The 16,839-nt window shown below is 68.5% G+C and carries 12 protein-coding genes and 3 pseudogenes; 5 read left to right on the top strand and 10 right to left on the bottom strand.

Going from position 1 to position 16,839, the window contains the following annotated elements:
* Positions 1-377 precede the first annotated feature (377 nt).
* The 7 genes from gcvH to nudE form a co-directional block, all read right to left on the bottom strand.
* On the bottom strand, positions 378-773 hold the full coding sequence (gene gcvH, locus ACUVWL_RS01570; protein ID WP_014648082.1) for a glycine cleavage system protein GcvH: 396 nt from the start codon (positions 771-773) through the stop codon (positions 378-380).
* Positions 774-866: 93 nt separating this feature from the next.
* Positions 867-1,979: a glycine cleavage system aminomethyltransferase GcvT gene (gene gcvT / locus ACUVWL_RS01565; RefSeq protein ID WP_014648083.1), complete on the bottom strand. Its 1,113-nt coding sequence runs from the start codon at positions 1,977-1,979 to the stop codon at positions 867-869.
* Positions 1,980-2,136: 157 nt separating this feature from the next.
* Positions 2,137-2,439 carry a DUF962 domain-containing protein gene (locus ACUVWL_RS01560; RefSeq protein WP_014648084.1) on the bottom strand — a complete coding sequence of 101 codons (303 nt, stop codon included), beginning with the start codon at positions 2,437-2,439 and terminating at the stop codon, positions 2,137-2,139.
* A gap of 218 nt (positions 2,440-2,657) precedes the next feature.
* A complete protein-coding gene (locus tag ACUVWL_RS01555) occupies positions 2,658-2,987 on the bottom strand; it encodes a YnfA family protein (protein ID WP_014648085.1) in 330 nt (109 codons plus the stop codon).
* Complete coding sequence (mazG, locus tag ACUVWL_RS01550; RefSeq protein WP_126411274.1) at positions 2,984-3,823, bottom strand: nucleoside triphosphate pyrophosphohydrolase; 840 nt, start codon at positions 3,821-3,823, stop codon at positions 2,984-2,986. Before mazG ends, ACUVWL_RS01555 begins: the two co-directional genes overlap by 4 nt.
* A gap of 13 nt (positions 3,824-3,836) precedes the next feature.
* Positions 3,837-4,640 (bottom strand): 3'(2'),5'-bisphosphate nucleotidase CysQ, encoded by an 804-nt coding sequence (gene cysQ, locus ACUVWL_RS01545; RefSeq protein ID WP_445978768.1) that lies wholly within the window; start codon positions 4,638-4,640, stop codon positions 3,837-3,839.
* Positions 4,637-5,200: an ADP compounds hydrolase NudE gene (gene nudE, locus ACUVWL_RS01540; protein WP_005418435.1), complete on the bottom strand. Its 564-nt coding sequence runs from the start codon at positions 5,198-5,200 to the stop codon at positions 4,637-4,639. Before nudE ends, cysQ begins: the two co-directional genes overlap by 4 nt.
* Before the next feature lie 77 nt (positions 5,201-5,277).
* On the opposite strand from nudE, the gene bioA reads away from it, so the two are divergent.
* The 5 genes and pseudogenes from bioA to ACUVWL_RS01515 all read left to right on the top strand — a co-directional run.
* Entirely contained in the window at positions 5,278-6,669 is a 1,392-nt protein-coding gene (gene bioA, locus ACUVWL_RS01535) for an adenosylmethionine--8-amino-7-oxononanoate transaminase (protein ID WP_049441317.1), read from the top strand.
* Entirely contained in the window at positions 6,660-7,397 is a 738-nt protein-coding gene (locus ACUVWL_RS01530; RefSeq protein WP_142235277.1) for a 16S rRNA (uracil(1498)-N(3))-methyltransferase, read from the top strand. The genes bioA and ACUVWL_RS01530 overlap by 10 nt, the downstream gene beginning before the upstream one ends.
* 158 nt (positions 7,398-7,555) lie before the next feature.
* Positions 7,556-7,669, top strand: a pseudogene (locus ACUVWL_RS01525) (16S rRNA (uracil(1498)-N(3))-methyltransferase); the annotation flags it as partial.
* A 158-nt stretch (positions 7,670-7,827) separates the two neighbouring features.
* Positions 7,828-7,941: pseudogene (locus ACUVWL_RS01520) on the top strand (16S rRNA (uracil(1498)-N(3))-methyltransferase); the annotation flags it as partial.
* Positions 7,942-8,095: 154 nt separating this feature from the next.
* Positions 8,096-8,209: pseudogene (locus ACUVWL_RS01515) on the top strand (16S rRNA (uracil(1498)-N(3))-methyltransferase); the annotation flags it as partial.
* A gap of 99 nt (positions 8,210-8,308) precedes the next feature.
* On the opposite strand, the gene ACUVWL_RS01510 reads toward ACUVWL_RS01515, so the two are convergent.
* The 3 genes from ACUVWL_RS01510 to ACUVWL_RS01500 are packed head-to-tail and all read right to left on the bottom strand — an operon-like array spanning position 8,309 to position 16,825.
* Entirely contained in the window at positions 8,309-8,773 is a 465-nt protein-coding gene (locus ACUVWL_RS01510) for a chemotaxis protein CheW (protein WP_014648089.1), read from the bottom strand.
* Positions 8,770-10,107, bottom strand: coding sequence for a chemotaxis protein CheB (locus ACUVWL_RS01505; protein ID WP_049441322.1), 1,338 nt, complete (start codon positions 10,105-10,107; stop codon positions 8,770-8,772). Before ACUVWL_RS01505 ends, ACUVWL_RS01510 begins: the two co-directional genes overlap by 4 nt.
* Positions 10,094-16,825: an Hpt domain-containing protein gene (locus ACUVWL_RS01500; RefSeq protein ID WP_049441324.1), complete on the bottom strand. Its 6,732-nt coding sequence runs from the start codon at positions 16,823-16,825 to the stop codon at positions 10,094-10,096. The genes ACUVWL_RS01505 and ACUVWL_RS01500 overlap by 14 nt, the downstream gene beginning before the upstream one ends.
* Between the last annotated feature and the right edge of the window lie 14 nt (positions 16,826-16,839).

Below are 16,839 nucleotides of genomic sequence, written 5' to 3'. Positions count from 1 at the left end.
AGCGGCGCGCACGCACGTTGCCTGCATCGATGCCAATGCAGGCGTTGATCAAAAAACACTTGAAATAAGCACTCCGCGTAGACAGGCGCAGGCAAGGCACAACGGCGTACGCGCATCGTCGGTGGTCACCGGCACCGCCGCCAACGCCAGCACAACGGCGCCGCAACGGGGGGCGAAAAGTTTTCACATTCGAACGCTTCGGCGCGGGGCTGAAACGCGGATTTGCGCAAAACTGCGCACGCCCATCGGCACCGTTCGCCTGTCGGCTGATGCCACGCCGAGGGTGCACAGCGAACCCCGCGTCATGAGTCCGACGCGGTCGCCAAAACAAAAACGGCCACCCGAAGGTGGCCGTTCCAGAATCCGGAAACGACGACTCAGTGGTCGTCGTTCTCCAGGGCTTCGGCGTACGCGTCCGGGTCCAGCAGCTCGTTGACCTCTTCGGCGTTGGTCAGTTCGATCACGAACATCCAGCCTTCGCCGTAGGCATCTTCGTTGATGGTTTCCGGCTTGTCGGACAGGGCCGAGTTGACCTCGACGACCTTGCCGCTGATCGGGCTGTAGACGTCCGAGGCGGCCTTCACCGACTCGACGACGGCGATCTGTTCGCCGGCCTTGGCGTCGGCGCCGACTTCCGGCAGTTCGACGTAGACCAGGTCACCCAGCAGGCCCTGGGCGTGGTCGGAAATACCGACGGTGACGCGGCCATTGCCTTCGACACGGGCCCACTCATGGGACTTGAGGAACTTGAGGTCGCCGGGGATCTCGCTCATGGGACTGCTCCAGAGATATGCAGGGGTGGAAAAAACGGGGCTAGTGTAACCAACCGGCCGCCACTGCTGTCAGTGACGACCGGCACGTTCGGATCAGGCGTCGGCGAGCACGCCGGGCTGGGCCTGGCCTTCGCGCACGAACGGGAACTTGACCACGCGCACCGGCACCTGCCGGCCGCGGATGTCGACGGTGACCTCGCCGAGTTCACCGGCCGGCACGCGGGCGAAGGCGATGCCCTTGGCCAGGGTCGGCGAGAAGGTGCCGGACAGGATCTCGCCCTGGCCGCCAGCGGTGGTCACCGCCTGGCCGTGGCGCAGCACGCCCTTCTCGTCCATCACCAGGCCGATCATCTGGCGCGCGGTGCCGGCGGCCTTCTGCGCCTCCAGCACGTCGCGGCCGATGAAGTCGCGGCCTTCGTCCAGCGACACGGTCCAGGCCAGTGCCGCTTCATACGGGCTGATCTCTTCGTCCATGTCCTGGCCGTACAGGTTCATGCCGGCCTCCAGGCGCAGGGTGTCGCGCGCACCGAGGCCGGCCGGCTTCACGCCTGCCGCCAGCAGGCGGTTCCAGAAGGCGACCACGGCATCCTGCGGCAGCAGGATCTCGAAACCGTCTTCACCGGTGTAGCCGGTGCGGGCGACAAACAACTCGACGCCGTCGTCGGACTGCGCCTGCAGGGCGGCGAAGCGGCCCAGCTTGGTCAGTGCTGCACGGTCGGCTTCGCGGGCCAGGCCGATCACGATGTCGCGCGCCTGCGGGCCCTGCACGGCGAGGATGGCCAGGTCCGGGCGCTGCTCGACGGAAACACCGAACGGTGCCGCCTGCTCACGCAGCCAGGCCAGGTCCTTTTCGCGGGTGGAGGCATTGACCACCATGCGGAAGAAATCGTCGCCCAGGTAGTAGACGATCAGGTCGTCGATGACGCCGCCGCGCGGATTCAGCATGCACGAGTACAGGGCCTTGCCGGTCACCTTCAGTTTGTCGATCGAATTGGCCAGCAGGCGGCGCAGGAACGGCTTGACCTGGTCACCGCGCAGGTCGACCACGGTCATGTGACTGACGTCGAACACGCCGGCTTCGCGACGCACCAGGTGGTGTTCGTCCAGCTGCGAGCCGTAGTGGATGGGCATGTCCCAACCCCCGAAATCGACCATCTTGGCGCCAAGGGCGCGGTGGGTATCGTTGAGCAGCGTCTTCTGGGTCATGACCGGTCCGGCAGCAGAGGAAACAGGAATTCCCATTATCCCAGATCGGTCGCCCGCAGGCGTGCCGCAGCGCAGCGGTTCGTGGAAGCGGAAGCGCGGCCCGCCTTGCCCTTTCCCTTTCGGGCAAGGCAATGGCTGCGCTCCCCGCAACCGCCTGTTACAGGCGCACCCGCCCACGCAGGATGTCGACGAACATCACCCAGTCACCCATGAATGAATACAGCGGATGCCGGAAGGTGGCCGGGCGATTCTTCTCGAAGAAGAAGTGGCCGACCCAGGCGAATCCATAACCGCAGAACAACGCGGCCAGCAGGAGCGTCGGCTGGCCGCGCAACACGGCAGCCGCAGCCAGCAGCAGCACTCCGCAGCTGCCGATGAAATGCAGGCGCCGCGAGACCGGGTGGCGGTGCTCGCTGAGATAGAACGGATAGAACTCGCGGAAGCTGGCGAAGCGGGACATGCGCGTGCTCCGGGGGCCGTGGTCACTGCCATCATGCGCCTTACCGGGATGCAGCGCTGCGCGCTTGCGGGGCATGGCCCGGCGGCCGTTGTAGAGCCGAGCCATGCTCGGCTGCCTTGGCCTTTGTAGCGCCAAGCTTGCTCGACTGCTCCCCGGAGAAGCAGCCGAGCATGGCTCGGCTCTACAAAAGGGTGGGCGCGGTCGAGCCTGGCTCGACGCTACACCGGGGGCGTGCGCGGACCGAACATGATCACCGCCATGCCGGCCAGGCACAGGGCTGCACCGAACAGGTCCCAGCGGCTGGGGCGGATGCCGTCGACCAGCCACAACCAGAACAGCGCGGTGCCGATGTACACGCCACCGTAGGCGGCATAGACCCGTCCACTGGCAGTCGGGTGCAGAGTCAGCAGCCAGGCGAACAGGGCCAGGCTGGCCGCGGCCGGCAGCAGCAACCAGACGCTGCCTCCCTTGCGCAGCCACAACCATGGCAGGTAACAGCCGACGATCTCGGCCAGCGCGGTCAGCAGGAACAGGCCAAGCGTCTTCACGCTTTTTCTGCTGCCTTGGCGTGCTGCCACAGCGCTTCCTGCGCATCCAGGTCCAGTGCCGCCAACGCCTCCCCCTGCGCCTCGGCCTGCGCTTCCATCGCGCGGAAGCGCCGCTCGAACTTGTGGTTGGCCCCGCGCAGTGCGGCGCCCAGATCGATATCGGCGTGCCGGGCCAGGTTGGCGCAGACGAACAGCAGGTCGCCCAGTTCTTCCTGCAGGCGCGCCTTGTTGCCCGCGATATCGCCGCGCTCGAATTCCTCTCGCAGCTCCTGCAGCTCCTCGGCCGCCTTGTCCAGCACAGGCAGCGGGCCCGGCCAGTCGAAACCGACCCTGGCCGCGCGCGACTGGAGCTTCACGGCGCGCTGCCATTCCGGCAGGCCACGCGAGATACCGGCCAGTGCGGAGGTGTCCTGCTCGCCCTTGGCGGCACGCTCGGCGCGCTTGATCGCGTCCCAGTTGCGCATCACCCCGTCGGCATCGTCGACGCTGACATCGGCAAACACATGCGGGTGACGGCGCTGCATCTTGTCGCTGATCGCACGTGCGACATCGGCGAAGGCAAATGCCCCCTGCTCCTCGGCCATGCGTGCGTGGAACACCACCTGCAGCAGCAGGTCGCCGAGCTCGTCGCAGAGATCGTCGAGGTCGCCGCGGTCGATCGCATCGGCCACCTCGTAGGCTTCCTCGATGGTGTACGGGGCAATGGTCGAGAAGTCCTGCTCCAGGTCCCATGGGCAACCTCCCTGCGGGTCGCGCAGGCGCGCCATGATGACCAGCAGGCGTTCCAGTTGACGGCTTGCCTCGCTGCCGGTGGCAGGGGTGTCGTGCGCGCTCATGCGGCCTCCAGGTTCAGTCGGACAACCAGTCGCGCCACGGCAGGCTGGTATCACCAAGGGCAATGAAATCGCCGTTCAACAGCGTTTCGCGGCGGTTGTAACGGAACGGCTTGCCGGTCGCGGCCGACAGCACCGCGCCACCCGCCGCATGCAGCACGCACTGGCCGGCGGCGGTATCCCATTCAGAGGTCGGGCCGAGCCGCGGATAGACATCCAGGCCGCCTTCGGCGATCCGGCAGAATTTCAGCGACGAGCCCTGCGCGATGGTCTCGATGCGGCCCATGCGCGCCAGCAGCGCCTCGGTTTCCGGCGAACGGTGCGATCGGCTGGCGGCGACGCGCAGCGGAGCAGTGGCCGGCGTGCGGGTGCGCAGCACGGTGTCGTGCAGACCCTGCCGCCGATAGGCCAGTTCCCCGCGCATGGCATGCCAGACAATGCCGGTGACCGGCGCCAGCACCACGCCGAATGCCGGTGCGCCCTGGTAGATCAAGGCAATGTTGACGCTGAACTCACCGTTGCGCTTGACGAACTCGCGGGTGCCGTCGAGCGGGTCCACCAGCCAGTAGGCGCCCCAGTGGCGGCGCTGCTCCCAGCCCACCTGCGCCGATTCCTCGGACAGGATCGGCAGGTCCGGGGTCAGCTGGCGCAGGCCCAGTTCAATGACCTGGTTGGCGGCCAGGTCAGCTGCGGTGACCGGGCTGTTGTCGTCCTTGATCTGCACGTCGAAGCCACCGGCATACACCTGCATGATGGCCTGTCCGGCTTCCTGGGCGATGGCGATGGCGGTCTCGCGCAGGTCCGTCGTCAGCTTGATCATCGCGTTCCCTGCAGCCACTGGCGGGCAATGAACAGCGCCGCCAGCGAGCGTCCCTCTGAGAAGTCCTCGCGCAGCATCAGCTGGTCCAGTTCGGCCAGCTTCCACGGCACCACCTCCAGCTCCTCCGGCTCGTCGCCGGCCAGTTTTTCCGGGTACAGGTCGCGCGCCACCACCAGCCACGACTGGTGGCTCATGTAGGTCGGGGCCAGGGTCATCGCGCGCAGCACGTCGACCCGGCGCGCACCATAACCGGCCTCTTCCTTCAGTTCGCGGTCGGCCGCCTGCTCGGGCGTCTCGCCGGCATCGATCCGGCCCTTCACCAGCCCCAGTTCGTAACGGTGCATGCCAGCGGCGTATTCACGTACCAGCAGCACGGTTTCGTCGTCGAGCATCGGCACCACCACCACCGCACCGTGCCCACGGCTGACCAGGCGCTCGAAGCGGCGGCGTTCGCCGTTGGAGAACTCCAGGTCCAGGTGCTGGCGCTGGAAGGGGCCGTTCTCCTCATCGGTGATCCGATGGATGATCGGCAAGCGACGGCCGGCACGGTCATCGTTCATGCGGAATCTCCGCGGCGACCGGCGGCTGCGCCGGGGCCGATAGAATGTGCAGGCAGCAACATGTTCATGAGCCCGAAATGCTAGCAGACCCAACCCCCTCCCCGCTGGCCCGCCACTGGCGGCAGCGCGACCTGCAGGTGCTGTGGCACCCGTGCACGCAGATGCGTGAGCATCCGGACACCCTGCCGCTGGTACCGATTTCCCGTGGCGAAGGCGCATGGCTGATCGACCACGACGGCAACCGCTATCTGGACGCGGTCAGCAGCTGGTGGACCAATCTGTTCGGTCATGCCGAACCGCGCATCGGGGGCGCCATCGCTGCCCAGGCCGGGCAGCTGGAACAGGTGATGCTCGCCGGTTTCGGCCACGAGCCGGCGATCACCCTGGCCGAACGCCTGCTGGCACTGGCGCCACGCCAGGCCGGCCGCGAACCGCTGGCCAAGGTGTTCTACGCCGACAACGGGTCCGCCGGCGTGGAAGTGGCGCTGAAGATGGCCTTCCAGTACTTCCAGAACCGCGGAGAGCCCCGGCGCACGCGCTTCATCGCGCTCGAGAACGGCTACCACGGCGAAACCCTGGGCGCGCTGGCGCTGGGTGACATTCCGCTGTACCGCCGCGTCTATGCGCCGCTGCTGGCCGAGGGCCTGTTCGCGCCGTCGCCCGATGCCTACCTGGCCGAACCGGGCCAGAGCGCGGCCGATCGCGCACGGCAGGCGGCCGATGGCCTGGCCACGCTGTTCGACCAGCACCCGGGCGAGGTCTGCGCGGTGATCCTGGAACCGCGCCTGCAGTGTGCCGGCGGCATGCGCATGCATGACCCGGTCTACCTGCAGCGCGTGCGCGAACTGTGCGATGCCCATGGCGCGTTCATGATCGCCGACGAGATCGCCACCGGCTTCGGCCGCACCGGCACCCTGTTCGCCTGCGAGCAGGCCGGGGTGATGCCGGACCTGATGTGCCTGTCCAAGGGCCTGACCGGCGGCTTCCTGCCACTGGCCGCCGTACTGGCGACGCAGGCGCTGTATGACGCCTTCCTCGACGACTCGCGCGAGCGCGCCTTCCTGCATTCGCACAGTTACACCGGCAACCCGCTGGCCTGCGCCGCGGCGCTGGCGACGCTGGACATCTTCCGCGACGACGATGTGATCGCGCGCAACCGGGGCATCGCCTCGGTGATGGGCACGCTGGCGGCACCGTTTGCCGACCACCCGCACGTGGCCGACGTGCGCCAGGCCGGCATGGTGGTGGCGTTCGAGCTGTCGCGCGACGGCAACAAGCGCACGCCGTTCGACCCGGGCCTGCGGCTGGGCCTGCAGGCCTACAAGGCCGCCCTCAAGCGCGGCGTGGTGCTGCGCCCGCTGGGCGACGTGCTGTACTGGATGCCACCCTACTGCGTGGACGACGAACAACTGGAGCTGCTGGCGCACACCACGCTGGCGGCCATCGACGAGGCGATTGCATGCGCGTGACCCGCTGCCCCATCGACCTGGCGCTGCACAGCGGCCAGACCGTGACCCTGCCGGAAGACACCGCCAACCACCTGGTGCGGGTGATGCGACTGCGCGAAGGCGATACCTGCGTGCTGTTCAACGGCGATGGCCACGACTACAGCGCGACGCTGACCGTGGCCGGCAAGCGCGAGGTGCAGGTCCGCATCGACGCCGTGCAGGCCATCGACAATGAATCCCCGCTGGCGATCACCCTGCTGCAGGGCATCGCCCGTGGCGAGAAGATGGACCTGATCCTGCAGAAGGCCACCGAGCTGGGCGTGGTCGCGATCATTCCGGTCAACGCCGAGCGCACCGAGGTGAAGCTGGACGCGGCACGGGCGGAAAAGCGCGTGGCGCACTGGAACAACGTGGTGACCTCGGCCTGCGGCCAGTCCGGGCGCGCGCGCATTCCGCCGGTAGGATCGCCGCTGTCGCTGGCGCAGGCTGCGGCGGCGCTGCCAGCCGATTCGCTGCGCCTGACCCTGGATCCGCACGGAGCACATCGCCTGTCGACGCTGGAAGCCGCTCCCGCTGGCGGCATCGTGATTGCAATCGGCCCGGAAGGCGGCTGGTCGCCACGCGACCGCGATCAACTGGCCGCAGCAGGGTTCCAGGGGCTGCAACTGGGGCCGCGGATCCTGCGCACGGAAACGGCCGGACTGGCCGCGATCGCGGCGTTGCAGGCGCGGTTGGGCGATCTGGGGTGAGGCTGATTCGTGGTAGTGCCGGCCCGCTGGCCGGCATCCACGGGATCATGAGGTTGCCGGCCAGCGGCCGGCACTACCAGCTACCCGACCGGCGGATTGCCGATCAGGCCGCCAGCGGATGTCGACGCAGGAAGCCGCTCCCGCTGGCGGCATCGTGATTGCAATCGGCGGGATTCCAGGGGCTGCAACTGGGGCCGCGGATCCTGCGCACGGAAACGGCCGGACTGGCCGCGATCGCGGCGTTGCAGGCGCGCTTGGGCGATCTGGGGTGAGGCTGATTCGTGGTAGTGCCGGCCCGCTGGCCGGCATCCACGGGATCATGAGGTTGCCGGCCAGCGGCCGGCACTACCAGCTACCCGACCGGCGGATTGCCGATCAGGCCGCCAGCGGATGTCGACGCAGGAAGCCGCTCCCGCTGGCGGCATCGTGATTGCGATCGGCGGGATTCCAAGGGCTGCAACTGGGGCCGCGGATCCTGCGCACGGAAACGGCCGGGCTGGCCGCGATCGCGGCGTTGCAGGCGCGGTTGGGCGATCTGGGGTAAGGCTTCGTGGTAGTGCCGGCCGCTGGCCGGCATCCACGGGATCATGGGGTTGCCGGCCAGCGGCCGGCACTACCAGCTACCCGACCGGCGGATTGCCGATCAGGCCGCCAGCGGATGTCGACGCTGGAAGCCGCTCCCGCTGGCGGCATCGTGATTGCAAGCGGCAGGATTCCAGGGGCTGCAACTGGGGCCGCGGATCCTGCGCACGGAAACGGCCGGGCTGGCCGCGATCGCGGCGTTGCAGGCGCGGTTGGGCGATCTGGGGTAAGGCTTCGTGGTAGTGCCGGCCGCTGGCCGGCATCCATGGGATCATGAGGTTGCCGGCCAGCGGCCGGCACTACCGGCTACCCGACCGGCGGATTGCCGATCAGGCCGCCAGCGAATCCAGCGCCGCTTCCAGTGCATCCAGGTTCGGCAGCAGCGCGCTCTGCTCACCCAGCAGCACGCGCATGTGCACGATCTGCGGCAGGGTTTCTTCGGAGGCGTCGGCCAGCAGGCCGTCGCGCGGCACCGAGATCAGCTGCGGGAAGTTCTGCGTCAGCAGCGCGTAGTACGGGCGCTGCGCGTTGCCGCTGAGGGACTTCAGTACTACCACCTTGTTGTGGCCGGCCACCGTCTCTTCGCCCAGCCCGGAAAGGCGTGCGAACGACACCAGCGGCACCTGCCAGCCGTGCCAGCCGATCTCGCCAACCAGCCAGCGCGGCGCATCGGAGACCGGCTGCACCGGTACGCGCGACATCATTTCGGCCACGGTGGCATTGGGCAGCAGTACGCGCTCGTTGCCGGCCTGGATCAGGACGCCGCGGATTTCGTCGTTGCTGGCGTAGCTCATGGTGCCTCTCCGTTGTCGTCCTGCTCACCCCAGCGCGCGGCAATTGCCTGCGCCAGCTCCTGCGGTTCACCGGCCACCATGCCGGCAGCAACCACGGCGGTGGCCGCAGCCGGGTCGTAGCAGCCCTCGCCTACCTGCCCGGCCACCCACGCACCGGCGGCCGCCAGGTCCAGCGCCGGGCCGACATGGGCCAGGTCGGCACCGCTGAGCAGCACCAGCGCAGTGTGTGCGGCCGGCAATGCAGCGAGCGAAATACCGGTGGCATCGCTCTGGAAATGCAGGCCATCGCTGGCCGCGCGCACGCCGATATCATCAGCCAGCACGTGGACCTCGCCCGGCGCGGCGCGCTGGCCGGCCTCGGCCAGCTGCACCGGCAACGGCGAAACACGCGACATCTGCTTGACCAGGTTGCCGTAGCGGCCACCGTCCAGGCGCATGTGCACCAGGACCGGCACGCTCAACGACGCGGGCAGTGCGCCGAGCAGGCGACGCAACGCATCCGGGCCACCGATGCCGGCCAGCACCAGCACTGATGCGGCGCGCGCACCGGCCGGGGCGGCGGCATCCAGATCGACCAGGGTCAAATGATCGGTATCGAAGGAGGGCTGCGGCGCAGCGGCCGGCGCCGCCACTTCTGCCGGTGCCGGCGCTTCGATCGATTCCTCGACCAGCGACCAGGCGGTGTGATCGAAGGAGATCGGCGGTGCCGCAGGCGCCGCCGGTTCGGCCGGCGCTTGCGGCGGCGAAGGCGGATCCCGTGGTTCGGGCACGTCCGGCTGCAGTGCCGCCAGGGCCTGCTCCAGCGCGATCGGTTCGTGCAGGTGTGCCGGCGGCGAATACAGACCGTCGGCCGGAACGTCATCGGCCCAGCTCAGCGCCTGCGCCAGATGCGGCTGCAGGGCTTCTTCCTGCGGTGCCGGCGCGGGCGCCGGATGGCCGGGCTCCAGCTGCAGGCTGGGCTCTTCCTCGGCACCCGGCGGCAACACCTGCTGGTGGCCGTGCAGCTTGGCCGCCAGATGGCGCCCCCAACGCTGCGCCTCCCAGCCGTCGCGGCGCGCGGCCAGCTCGGCCTCATCGAACACCAGGGTCAGCCCCGGTGCCGAGAGCGCGGCGTCCAGCCGTTCCAGTGCGTCCTCGATGGCCGCTTCCAGCGCGATCACCACGAACTGCGGATCCGCAGCCTGCAGGACCTGTGGCTCCAGGCCGTTCGGGTCATCTTCCAGAACCAGCTGCACATCTGCATGCGACAGCGCCTCGCGCAGGCGTTCGCGCGCCGCACCGGGGCGGGCCAGCAGGGCGACGGCCGGGGCCGGATGGGTTTCACTCACGGACACGGGCGATCCCCAGCAGGTCGTACACGTTACGCATCAGGTCCAGTTCCTGGTACGGCTTGCCCAGATAACGCTGGACACCGATCTCGAAGGCGCGCTGGCGGTGCTTGTCGCCGCTGCGCGAGGTGATCATCACGATCGGCACATCCTTGTAGCGCGGGTCGGCGCGCATCGCCGTGGCCAGCTCGTAGCCGTCCATGCGCGGCATCTCGATATCCAGCAGCATCAGGTCCGGCACGCGCTCTTCCAGCCGCTCCAGTGCTTCCACGCCATCGCGGGCGACGCTGACTTCGAAGTTGTGCCGTTCGAGGATGCGTCCGGTCACTTTGCGCATGGTCAGCGAGTCATCGACCACCATCACCAGCGGCACCTGGCGTTCGTCGCGCGGTGCATTGGCCAGCACCGGTGCGGTCGGATTGGCGAGGAAACGGCGCACCAGCGGCGCGACGTCCAGGATCACCACCACGCGACCATCGCCGGTGATGGTGGCACCGTAGATGCCCGGTACCGATGCGATCTGCAGGCCGACCGGCTTGACCACGATTTCGCGGTTGCCCAGCACCTGGTCGATCGCCACGGCAGCGCGCAGGTCACCGGCACGCACCAGCAGCAGCGGCACCTGGTCCTGGCCATCGGCGCGTGCCGGGGCCTGCCCGACCAGGCTGCCGAGGTCATACAGCGGATAGTCTTCGCCGCTGTAGCGGTAGCTGCTGTCGGCGGCCTCGAAGCGTTCGCGTGACAGGCGGCCGATACCACTGACCGAGGCCACCGGCACGGCGAAGGTGGTTTCACCGATCTGCACGAACACCGCCTGGGTGACGGCCAGCGTCTGCGGCAGGCGCAAGGTGAAGCGCACGCCCTGGCCACGCACCGACTGGATGTCGACCGAGCCGCCGAGCTGGCGCACTTCGTTGCGCACCACGTCCATGCCCACGCCACGACCCGCCAGCTGGCTGACCTGGTCGGCGGTGGAGAAACCGGAGGCGAAGATCAGGTTGTCCAGTTCCTGCTCGCTGGGCTGCGCATCGGCGGCCAACAGGCCACGATCGATGGCGCGGCGGCGGATCGCTTCGCGGTCCAGGCCAGCACCGTCATCGGCCACTTCCAGCACGATTTCCGAGCCTTCACGGTGCAGGCGGATGGCGACTTCGCCCTCCTCCGGCTTGCCGGCGGCGCGACGCTGTTCCGGCGCCTCCAGGCCGTGGGCCACGGAGTTGCGCAGCATGTGTTCGAGCGGCGCGACCATGCGATCGAGGACATTGCGGTCCAGTTCGCCGTGGGTGCCCTCCAGGGTCAGGTGCACCTGCTTGCCGGTATCCATTCCGGACTGGCGGACCACGCGGCGCAGGCGCGGCACCAGGCCATCGAACGGCACCATGCGCGCGCGCATCAGGCCATCCTGCAGCTCGGAGCTGACGCGCGACTGCTGTTGCAGCAACGAATCGTACTGGCGTGACAGATCGTCGAGCACGCCCTGCAGGCCCCCGAGATCGGCCGCCGACTCGTTCAGTGCACGGCTGAGCTGCTGCAGCGTGGAGAAGCGGTCCAGTTCCAGCGGATCGAACTTCTGATCGGCCTGGTCCTGCTCACGCTGGTAGCGGGCGACGATCTGCGCCTCGGTTTCCAGGTCGAGTCGGCGCAGCTGGTCGCGCAGTCGCGCATTGGTGCGCTCCAGCTCGCCCATCGCGCCGCGGAAGGCACCAAGCTGCTGTTCCAGGCGCGAGCGGTAGATCGCCACTTCACCGGCATGGTTGACCAGGCGGTCGAGCAGATCCGCGCGCACGCGCACCTGTTCCTGCTGCGGGCGCGCCAGCGGATCTTCATCGATCACGCCTTCGGCCGGCAGCGGTGCCGACAACGGCGCATCGAGCAGTGCCGGCGCAGGGCCGGCGACCGCTGCCGACGCGGTTTCTGCAACGCTCGCCACGTCCGCTGCGCCTGCGGCAGCCGCTGCTGCTGCGGCAATATCGGTGGTGGTACGCACTTCGAACGCATCGACCAGATCCTGCGCCGGTTCCACCACGCGGTGGTTACCGGTGCGGGTCAGCAGCTGGTGCAGGCGATCGAATCCGCGCTCCAGCAACTGCACATCGCGGCGTTCGATCTCGGTGCGACCGGCGGCGACCGCCTCCAGCAACGATTCGATGCTGTGGCCGAGATCACCGATGGCGTTGATGCCGGCCATGCGTGCGCCACCCTTCAGGGTGTGCAGGTCACGCTGCAGGCCGGCCAGCACCTCGCGGTCCTGCGGTGCATCACGCAGCTCGCTGATCAGGCCATCGCAGTGGTCGAGCAGGTCCTTGCCTTCCTCGACGAAGATGTCGACCAGCTCGCGATCGTAGACGCTGAAGTCGAGCGTATCGGTGCTGTCTTCCGGCACCGGCATGGCAAGGATGTCAGGTGTCACGGTTTCAGGCACGTCGGCTTCGGGCGCGCTGGCTGCCACGGCATCCGACACCGCAACCGCGTCGACGCCGGCAGCTTCGGCGTGGACCTCCGCCTGGCCCGGCGCGTCTTCCAGTTCGAAGAAGCGTACCGGTTCGGCGGTGGCCTGCGCTGCGGCCTCCGCGATCTCCTCATTCACCGTCGCCGGGGACGGCTGATCGGCGCTCTCTCCTTCACCGATCGCCGCCTCCCCGCCGACGTCCGCATCCTCGGCAAAGGCTTCCGCCTCGCCCGGCGCGAGTTCGCTGGCCTGCAGGCCGAGCACGGGCCATTGCCCGTCGTCGGCCAGGGGCTGCTCTTCGTCGATCACGTGCAGGCCGGCCTCGAGCGCGGCTTCCAGCGAGACCGGTTCTGCAAACCCCGGCGCAGCCATTTCATCCTGCAGGCTCGACAGCTCGCTGTCGAGTGGCAGTGCAGCAGGCATTTCGAACGCCGTGGCATCAGCGACGTGCGCGCGATCGGCCGAGGGCGCATTCAGGTCAGATGCGACGGCTTCGACAGCGGCCGGAGTCTCTTCGGCGTCGCGGTCGTCAACCGGCAGCGCACTGGCATCCAGGTACGGCGACAGATCATCCACGACGGTCAAACCGGCATCGTCGGACAACCGCAGCACGCCTTCGGCCTCCGCCTCGACACCGGCTACGGCAACGGCTGGAACGTCGTCGGCCACCTGGATCGATTCGACCACCGGCAGCGACGCATCCTCCTCACCCGGTACGGACGGCCATCCGGCATCGAAGTAGCGCGAAAGATCATCGCTGGCCGTCAGCTCACCGACCTCCAGCCCGGCCTCGATCGCCACGTCGGCGACCGGGGCTTCGACAGTATCGGCACGTGCTTCCGCGTCCTGCTCCGGTGCGGCAAACGAATGCGGCACCGCATCGGATTCAGGCGCGACGGCTGTCGATGCATCCGCGTCCAGTTCCACCGGCGGTTCGTCATCCAGCGCCAGATCGTCTTCTTCGTCTTCCAGGCCCACCATCGGCCAGCGCGCTTCCGGCAACGCGCCAGCCAGCGCCTGCAGGCGCTGCGCGAGTACCTGTTGCGGCGCGATGCGCGGCTGTTCGGCCTGCAACGCTTCCATGGTGGCGGTGATCGCCTGCGCAGTCGCATCCAGGGCGGCTACGCCTTCATCACCCGGGACCACCTCGGCGGCCAGTGCGCGCTTGATGTAGGACTCCGCGCCGCCGGTCACCGCCGTGATCTCGGGCACTTCGGTCATCGCGAAGGCGCCGTTCATGGTGTGCACCGCGCGCAGCAGTGCATCGCTGACCGGTTGCGGCGCCTGCTGCGCCGAACGCAGCCAGTCCTGCAGGGTGGCCTGGTGGACTTCCACCTCGGCCTCGAGAATCTCGCGCAGCACGCTGTCGATGTTGGCCGGCGTACCGGCCACTTCGGCCTCCACGTCGGTATCGGCCGGCGCCGAGGCGGCAGCCTCCACATCGAGAATGCGGCTGATCTCGTCTTCGCCGTCAGCTTCAGCAACCGGTACAACCGGCGCAGCCGCACCCGGCAGCGGTACGTAGTAGGTTTCCTCGCCTGCGCCGACACGATCGGCAATGGCCTGCATGGCCTGCAGGTCGACGCTGATGCGCTGGCCGTGGCGCAGCGCTGCGTTCAGTTGTGGCAGCGCCGCATGTGCGTTGTCGACCATCGCCAGCACCGCCGGCGAGGCGGCGCGGCTGCCATCCAGCACGCGGTTGAGCATGCCTTCGATCTTCCACGCGAACTCGCCCAGCGTACGTGCGCCAACCAGGCGGCCACTGCCCTTGAGGGTATGGAAGATGCGGCGGATCGGGCGCAGCCGGTCCATGTTGTCCGGCTGCATGCGCCACGCCGGCAGCAGCGTGCCCAGATTGGCGAGCTCGTCGTCGAACTCTTCCAGGAACACCTCGCGGATGTCCTCGTCGATGTTCTCGGCGTCGTCGTCGAAGCCGGCGTCGAAGCCCGTAGTCGCGTCGGCATTGGCGTCGGCGCCGGTCGCAACGACCGCCTCCGGTGCCGTCGCGGTGGGCATCGCCTGCGGATTGAAGCCGGCAGCAGCTGCACTCAGCTCGGCGAAGAACTGGGCATCGGCTTCGCTGAAATCGATCGGCGCGATGGTGTCGATATCGATCACCGACACGGCCGGCGCCGACGTTTCCGCTGCCGGGGCGGGCGCTTCGATCGACGGCGGCGTGATCGACGATGCCGGCAGGTCATCCGGAGCCTCGTCCACCCTGACCTCCGCCGCAGGCGATGCATCGGCCAGCGGCGGCGCCACGGCATCGACGATCTCCAGCGACGGATGCAACCCGGCGTCATCGTCCAGCGACAACGTTTCCATCGCGTGCAGCGACAGCACATCGTCAGCGTTGTCCAATGCATCGGCGTCGAAGCGGAACACCACGTCGTCGGCCTCGGCAACCGCGCCCCGTTCGGCCGCTACCGGATCGAACACCGGCGCAGCATCGAATCCGGTCACGGGCGAAACCACGCTGTCCGTCGTCTCGTCGATCGCAGGCGCTGCGCTTTCCTCGAGCACCTGCGGCGCCTCGGACAGCGACCACTGCGGTGCATCGGCGTGATCGCTGTCGGCCAGTTCGAAGCTGACGGGATCGAAACTGGCGAACGTCGGCGCGCGTTCGTCGCCGGCGGGCGCGGCCGCCTCGGCTTCGGGGTAGAACGGCGCCAGCTCCCACTGCGGGACATCAGGCGCAGGTGCGCTGGACGCGGCGAAGACCAGCGATGCCTCGGCATCATCCTGTGTTGGCAGCGGCGAGGCGCCAGCATCCAACGGGCTGGCGGCCACGACGCCCGCGGTGCCCAGCGCGCCGAACATCAGGCTGTTGTCGGGCACCCTCGGTGCCGGTGTGGCCGGCGGCGGATCGAAGGTGAAGTCCGGCAGCGATACCGGCACGTCGCCGGCCGCGGGCGCAGCAGGCTGCACCGGTACCTCGATGCGCTCGGGCTGCAGCGGCTCGACCTGCACCGGCAGCGGCTCACGTTCGATCGCAAGCGCTGCCGGCGCTTCCGGTGCGGCGGCGTTGCGTTCGGGCAGCGGCCAGTAGCGCAGTGCCTCGAGGCTGCTGCGGGTGATTTCGAGGATGTCTTCGCGGCCCGGGCGACGATCGCGCAGGGCTTCCAGGTAGTACTCCAGGCTGGCCATGGCATCGGCCAGGGTGTCCAGCTGGCGGCCGCTGGGCACGCGCTGGCGGCCGATCAGCTCGGCCTCGATGTACTGCTGCACGCCACGCAGGTAATCGGCGGCGGTACCCAGGTCGAGCATGCGCAGCGCGCCGGACACATCGCCCAGCAGGCGCGGTACATCCTGCAGCTCGGCATGGTTCCAGCTGGTTTCGATGAAGGCGACGAAATGCTCGCGGGCGGCAGCGAAGTTGGCGATGGCTTCATGGGCCAGCACTTCCACCGTGCGCCGGTTCTCCACCGCGCTCGGATCGTCCTCGCCACTGCCGCCGGCGCCCAGATGGGCAACCTGGTCGTCCAGCGAGGCATCGACGTACAGCAGCGCACCGGCGATATCCAGCAGCAGGTTCTCGTCGATCTGCTGGCGCCCCTCGACCACGCCACGCAGCGCGTCGCGCTGCTGCACGACCACGCCACGGGCCACGCCCAGGCCCATCATGCCCAGCGTGTCGGCCACGGCGCCCAGTTCGTTGGCCTGGGTCTGCAGCTGTTCCGGTGCACCGCCGGTGCGCAGGTGCAGGTCAAGCGCATCCTTGATGCGCAGCAGTTCTTCCTTCACTGCGCTGCCGACGGTATCGAGCAGCTCGCGGTTGCGCCCGCTCAGGCTGCCCCGGGCATGGTCCAGTTCGGCCTCGGTGGCGGTGATGCTGTCCGGCGCAAAGGCCAGCAGCACGCTGTCGTTGACGCCTTCTTCGCCACGCGACGCGCGGATCTCGTTGAGCAGCGGCATCAGCACGATCGGAATGTCGCGATGGCCGTTCTGCAGGCGCTCCAGATAGTCCGGCAGCAGCACGCTGCCACGCATCAGGGTCGCACAGGCTTCATCCCGGTCGGCCACCTGGCCGGCGCCGATGGCATTGGCCAGCTGCTCCAGCTCTTCGGCCACCATCGCCGGGGCATACAGTTCAACCATGCGCAGGGTGCCCTGCACCTGGTGCAGGTAGCCGGCGCAGATGCGCATGCGGCTGGCATCGCTCGGGTCTTCCGCGTAGTACTCGACCTCGTTGCGCACCTGGCGCAGGGTCTCGTCCAGCTCGGGCTTGACCCAGCCCAGCGCTGCGTGGCTCATCGCATCGCGCAGACTGCTCATGGACGCGCTCCGTT

It is taken from the genome of Stenotrophomonas muris (assembly GCF_052751275.1).
This window is presented reverse-complemented; position numbering and strand designations above follow the sequence as displayed.

Coding starts and splice junctions, on each gene's coding strand:
- gcvH (WP_014648082.1), bottom strand. CDS start 773: ATGAGCGAGATCCCCGGCGACCTCAAGTTCCTCAAGTCCCATGAGTGG.
- gcvT (WP_014648083.1), bottom strand. CDS start 1,979: ATGACCCAGAAGACGCTGCTCAACGATACCCACCGCGCCCTTGGCGCC.
- ACUVWL_RS01560 (WP_014648084.1), bottom strand. CDS start 2,439: ATGTCCCGCTTCGCCAGCTTCCGCGAGTTCTATCCGTTCTATCTCAGC.
- mazG (WP_126411274.1), bottom strand. CDS start 3,823: ATGAGCGCGCACGACACCCCTGCCACCGGCAGCGAGGCAAGCCGTCAA.
- cysQ (WP_445978768.1), bottom strand. CDS start 4,640: ATGATCAAGCTGACGACGGACCTGCGCGAGACCGCCATCGCCATCGCC.
- nudE (WP_005418435.1), bottom strand. CDS start 5,200: ATGAACGATGACCGTGCCGGCCGTCGCTTGCCGATCATCCATCGGATC.
- bioA (WP_049441317.1), top strand. CDS start 5,278: ATGCTAGCAGACCCAACCCCCTCCCCGCTGGCCCGCCACTGGCGGCAG.
- ACUVWL_RS01530 (WP_142235277.1), top strand. CDS start 6,660: ATGCGCGTGACCCGCTGCCCCATCGACCTGGCGCTGCACAGCGGCCAG.
- ACUVWL_RS01510 (WP_014648089.1), bottom strand. CDS start 8,773: ATGAGCTACGCCAGCAACGACGAAATCCGCGGCGTCCTGATCCAGGCC.
- ACUVWL_RS01500 (WP_049441324.1), bottom strand. CDS start 16,825: ATGAGCAGTCTGCGCGATGCGATGAGCCACGCAGCGCTGGGCTGGGTC.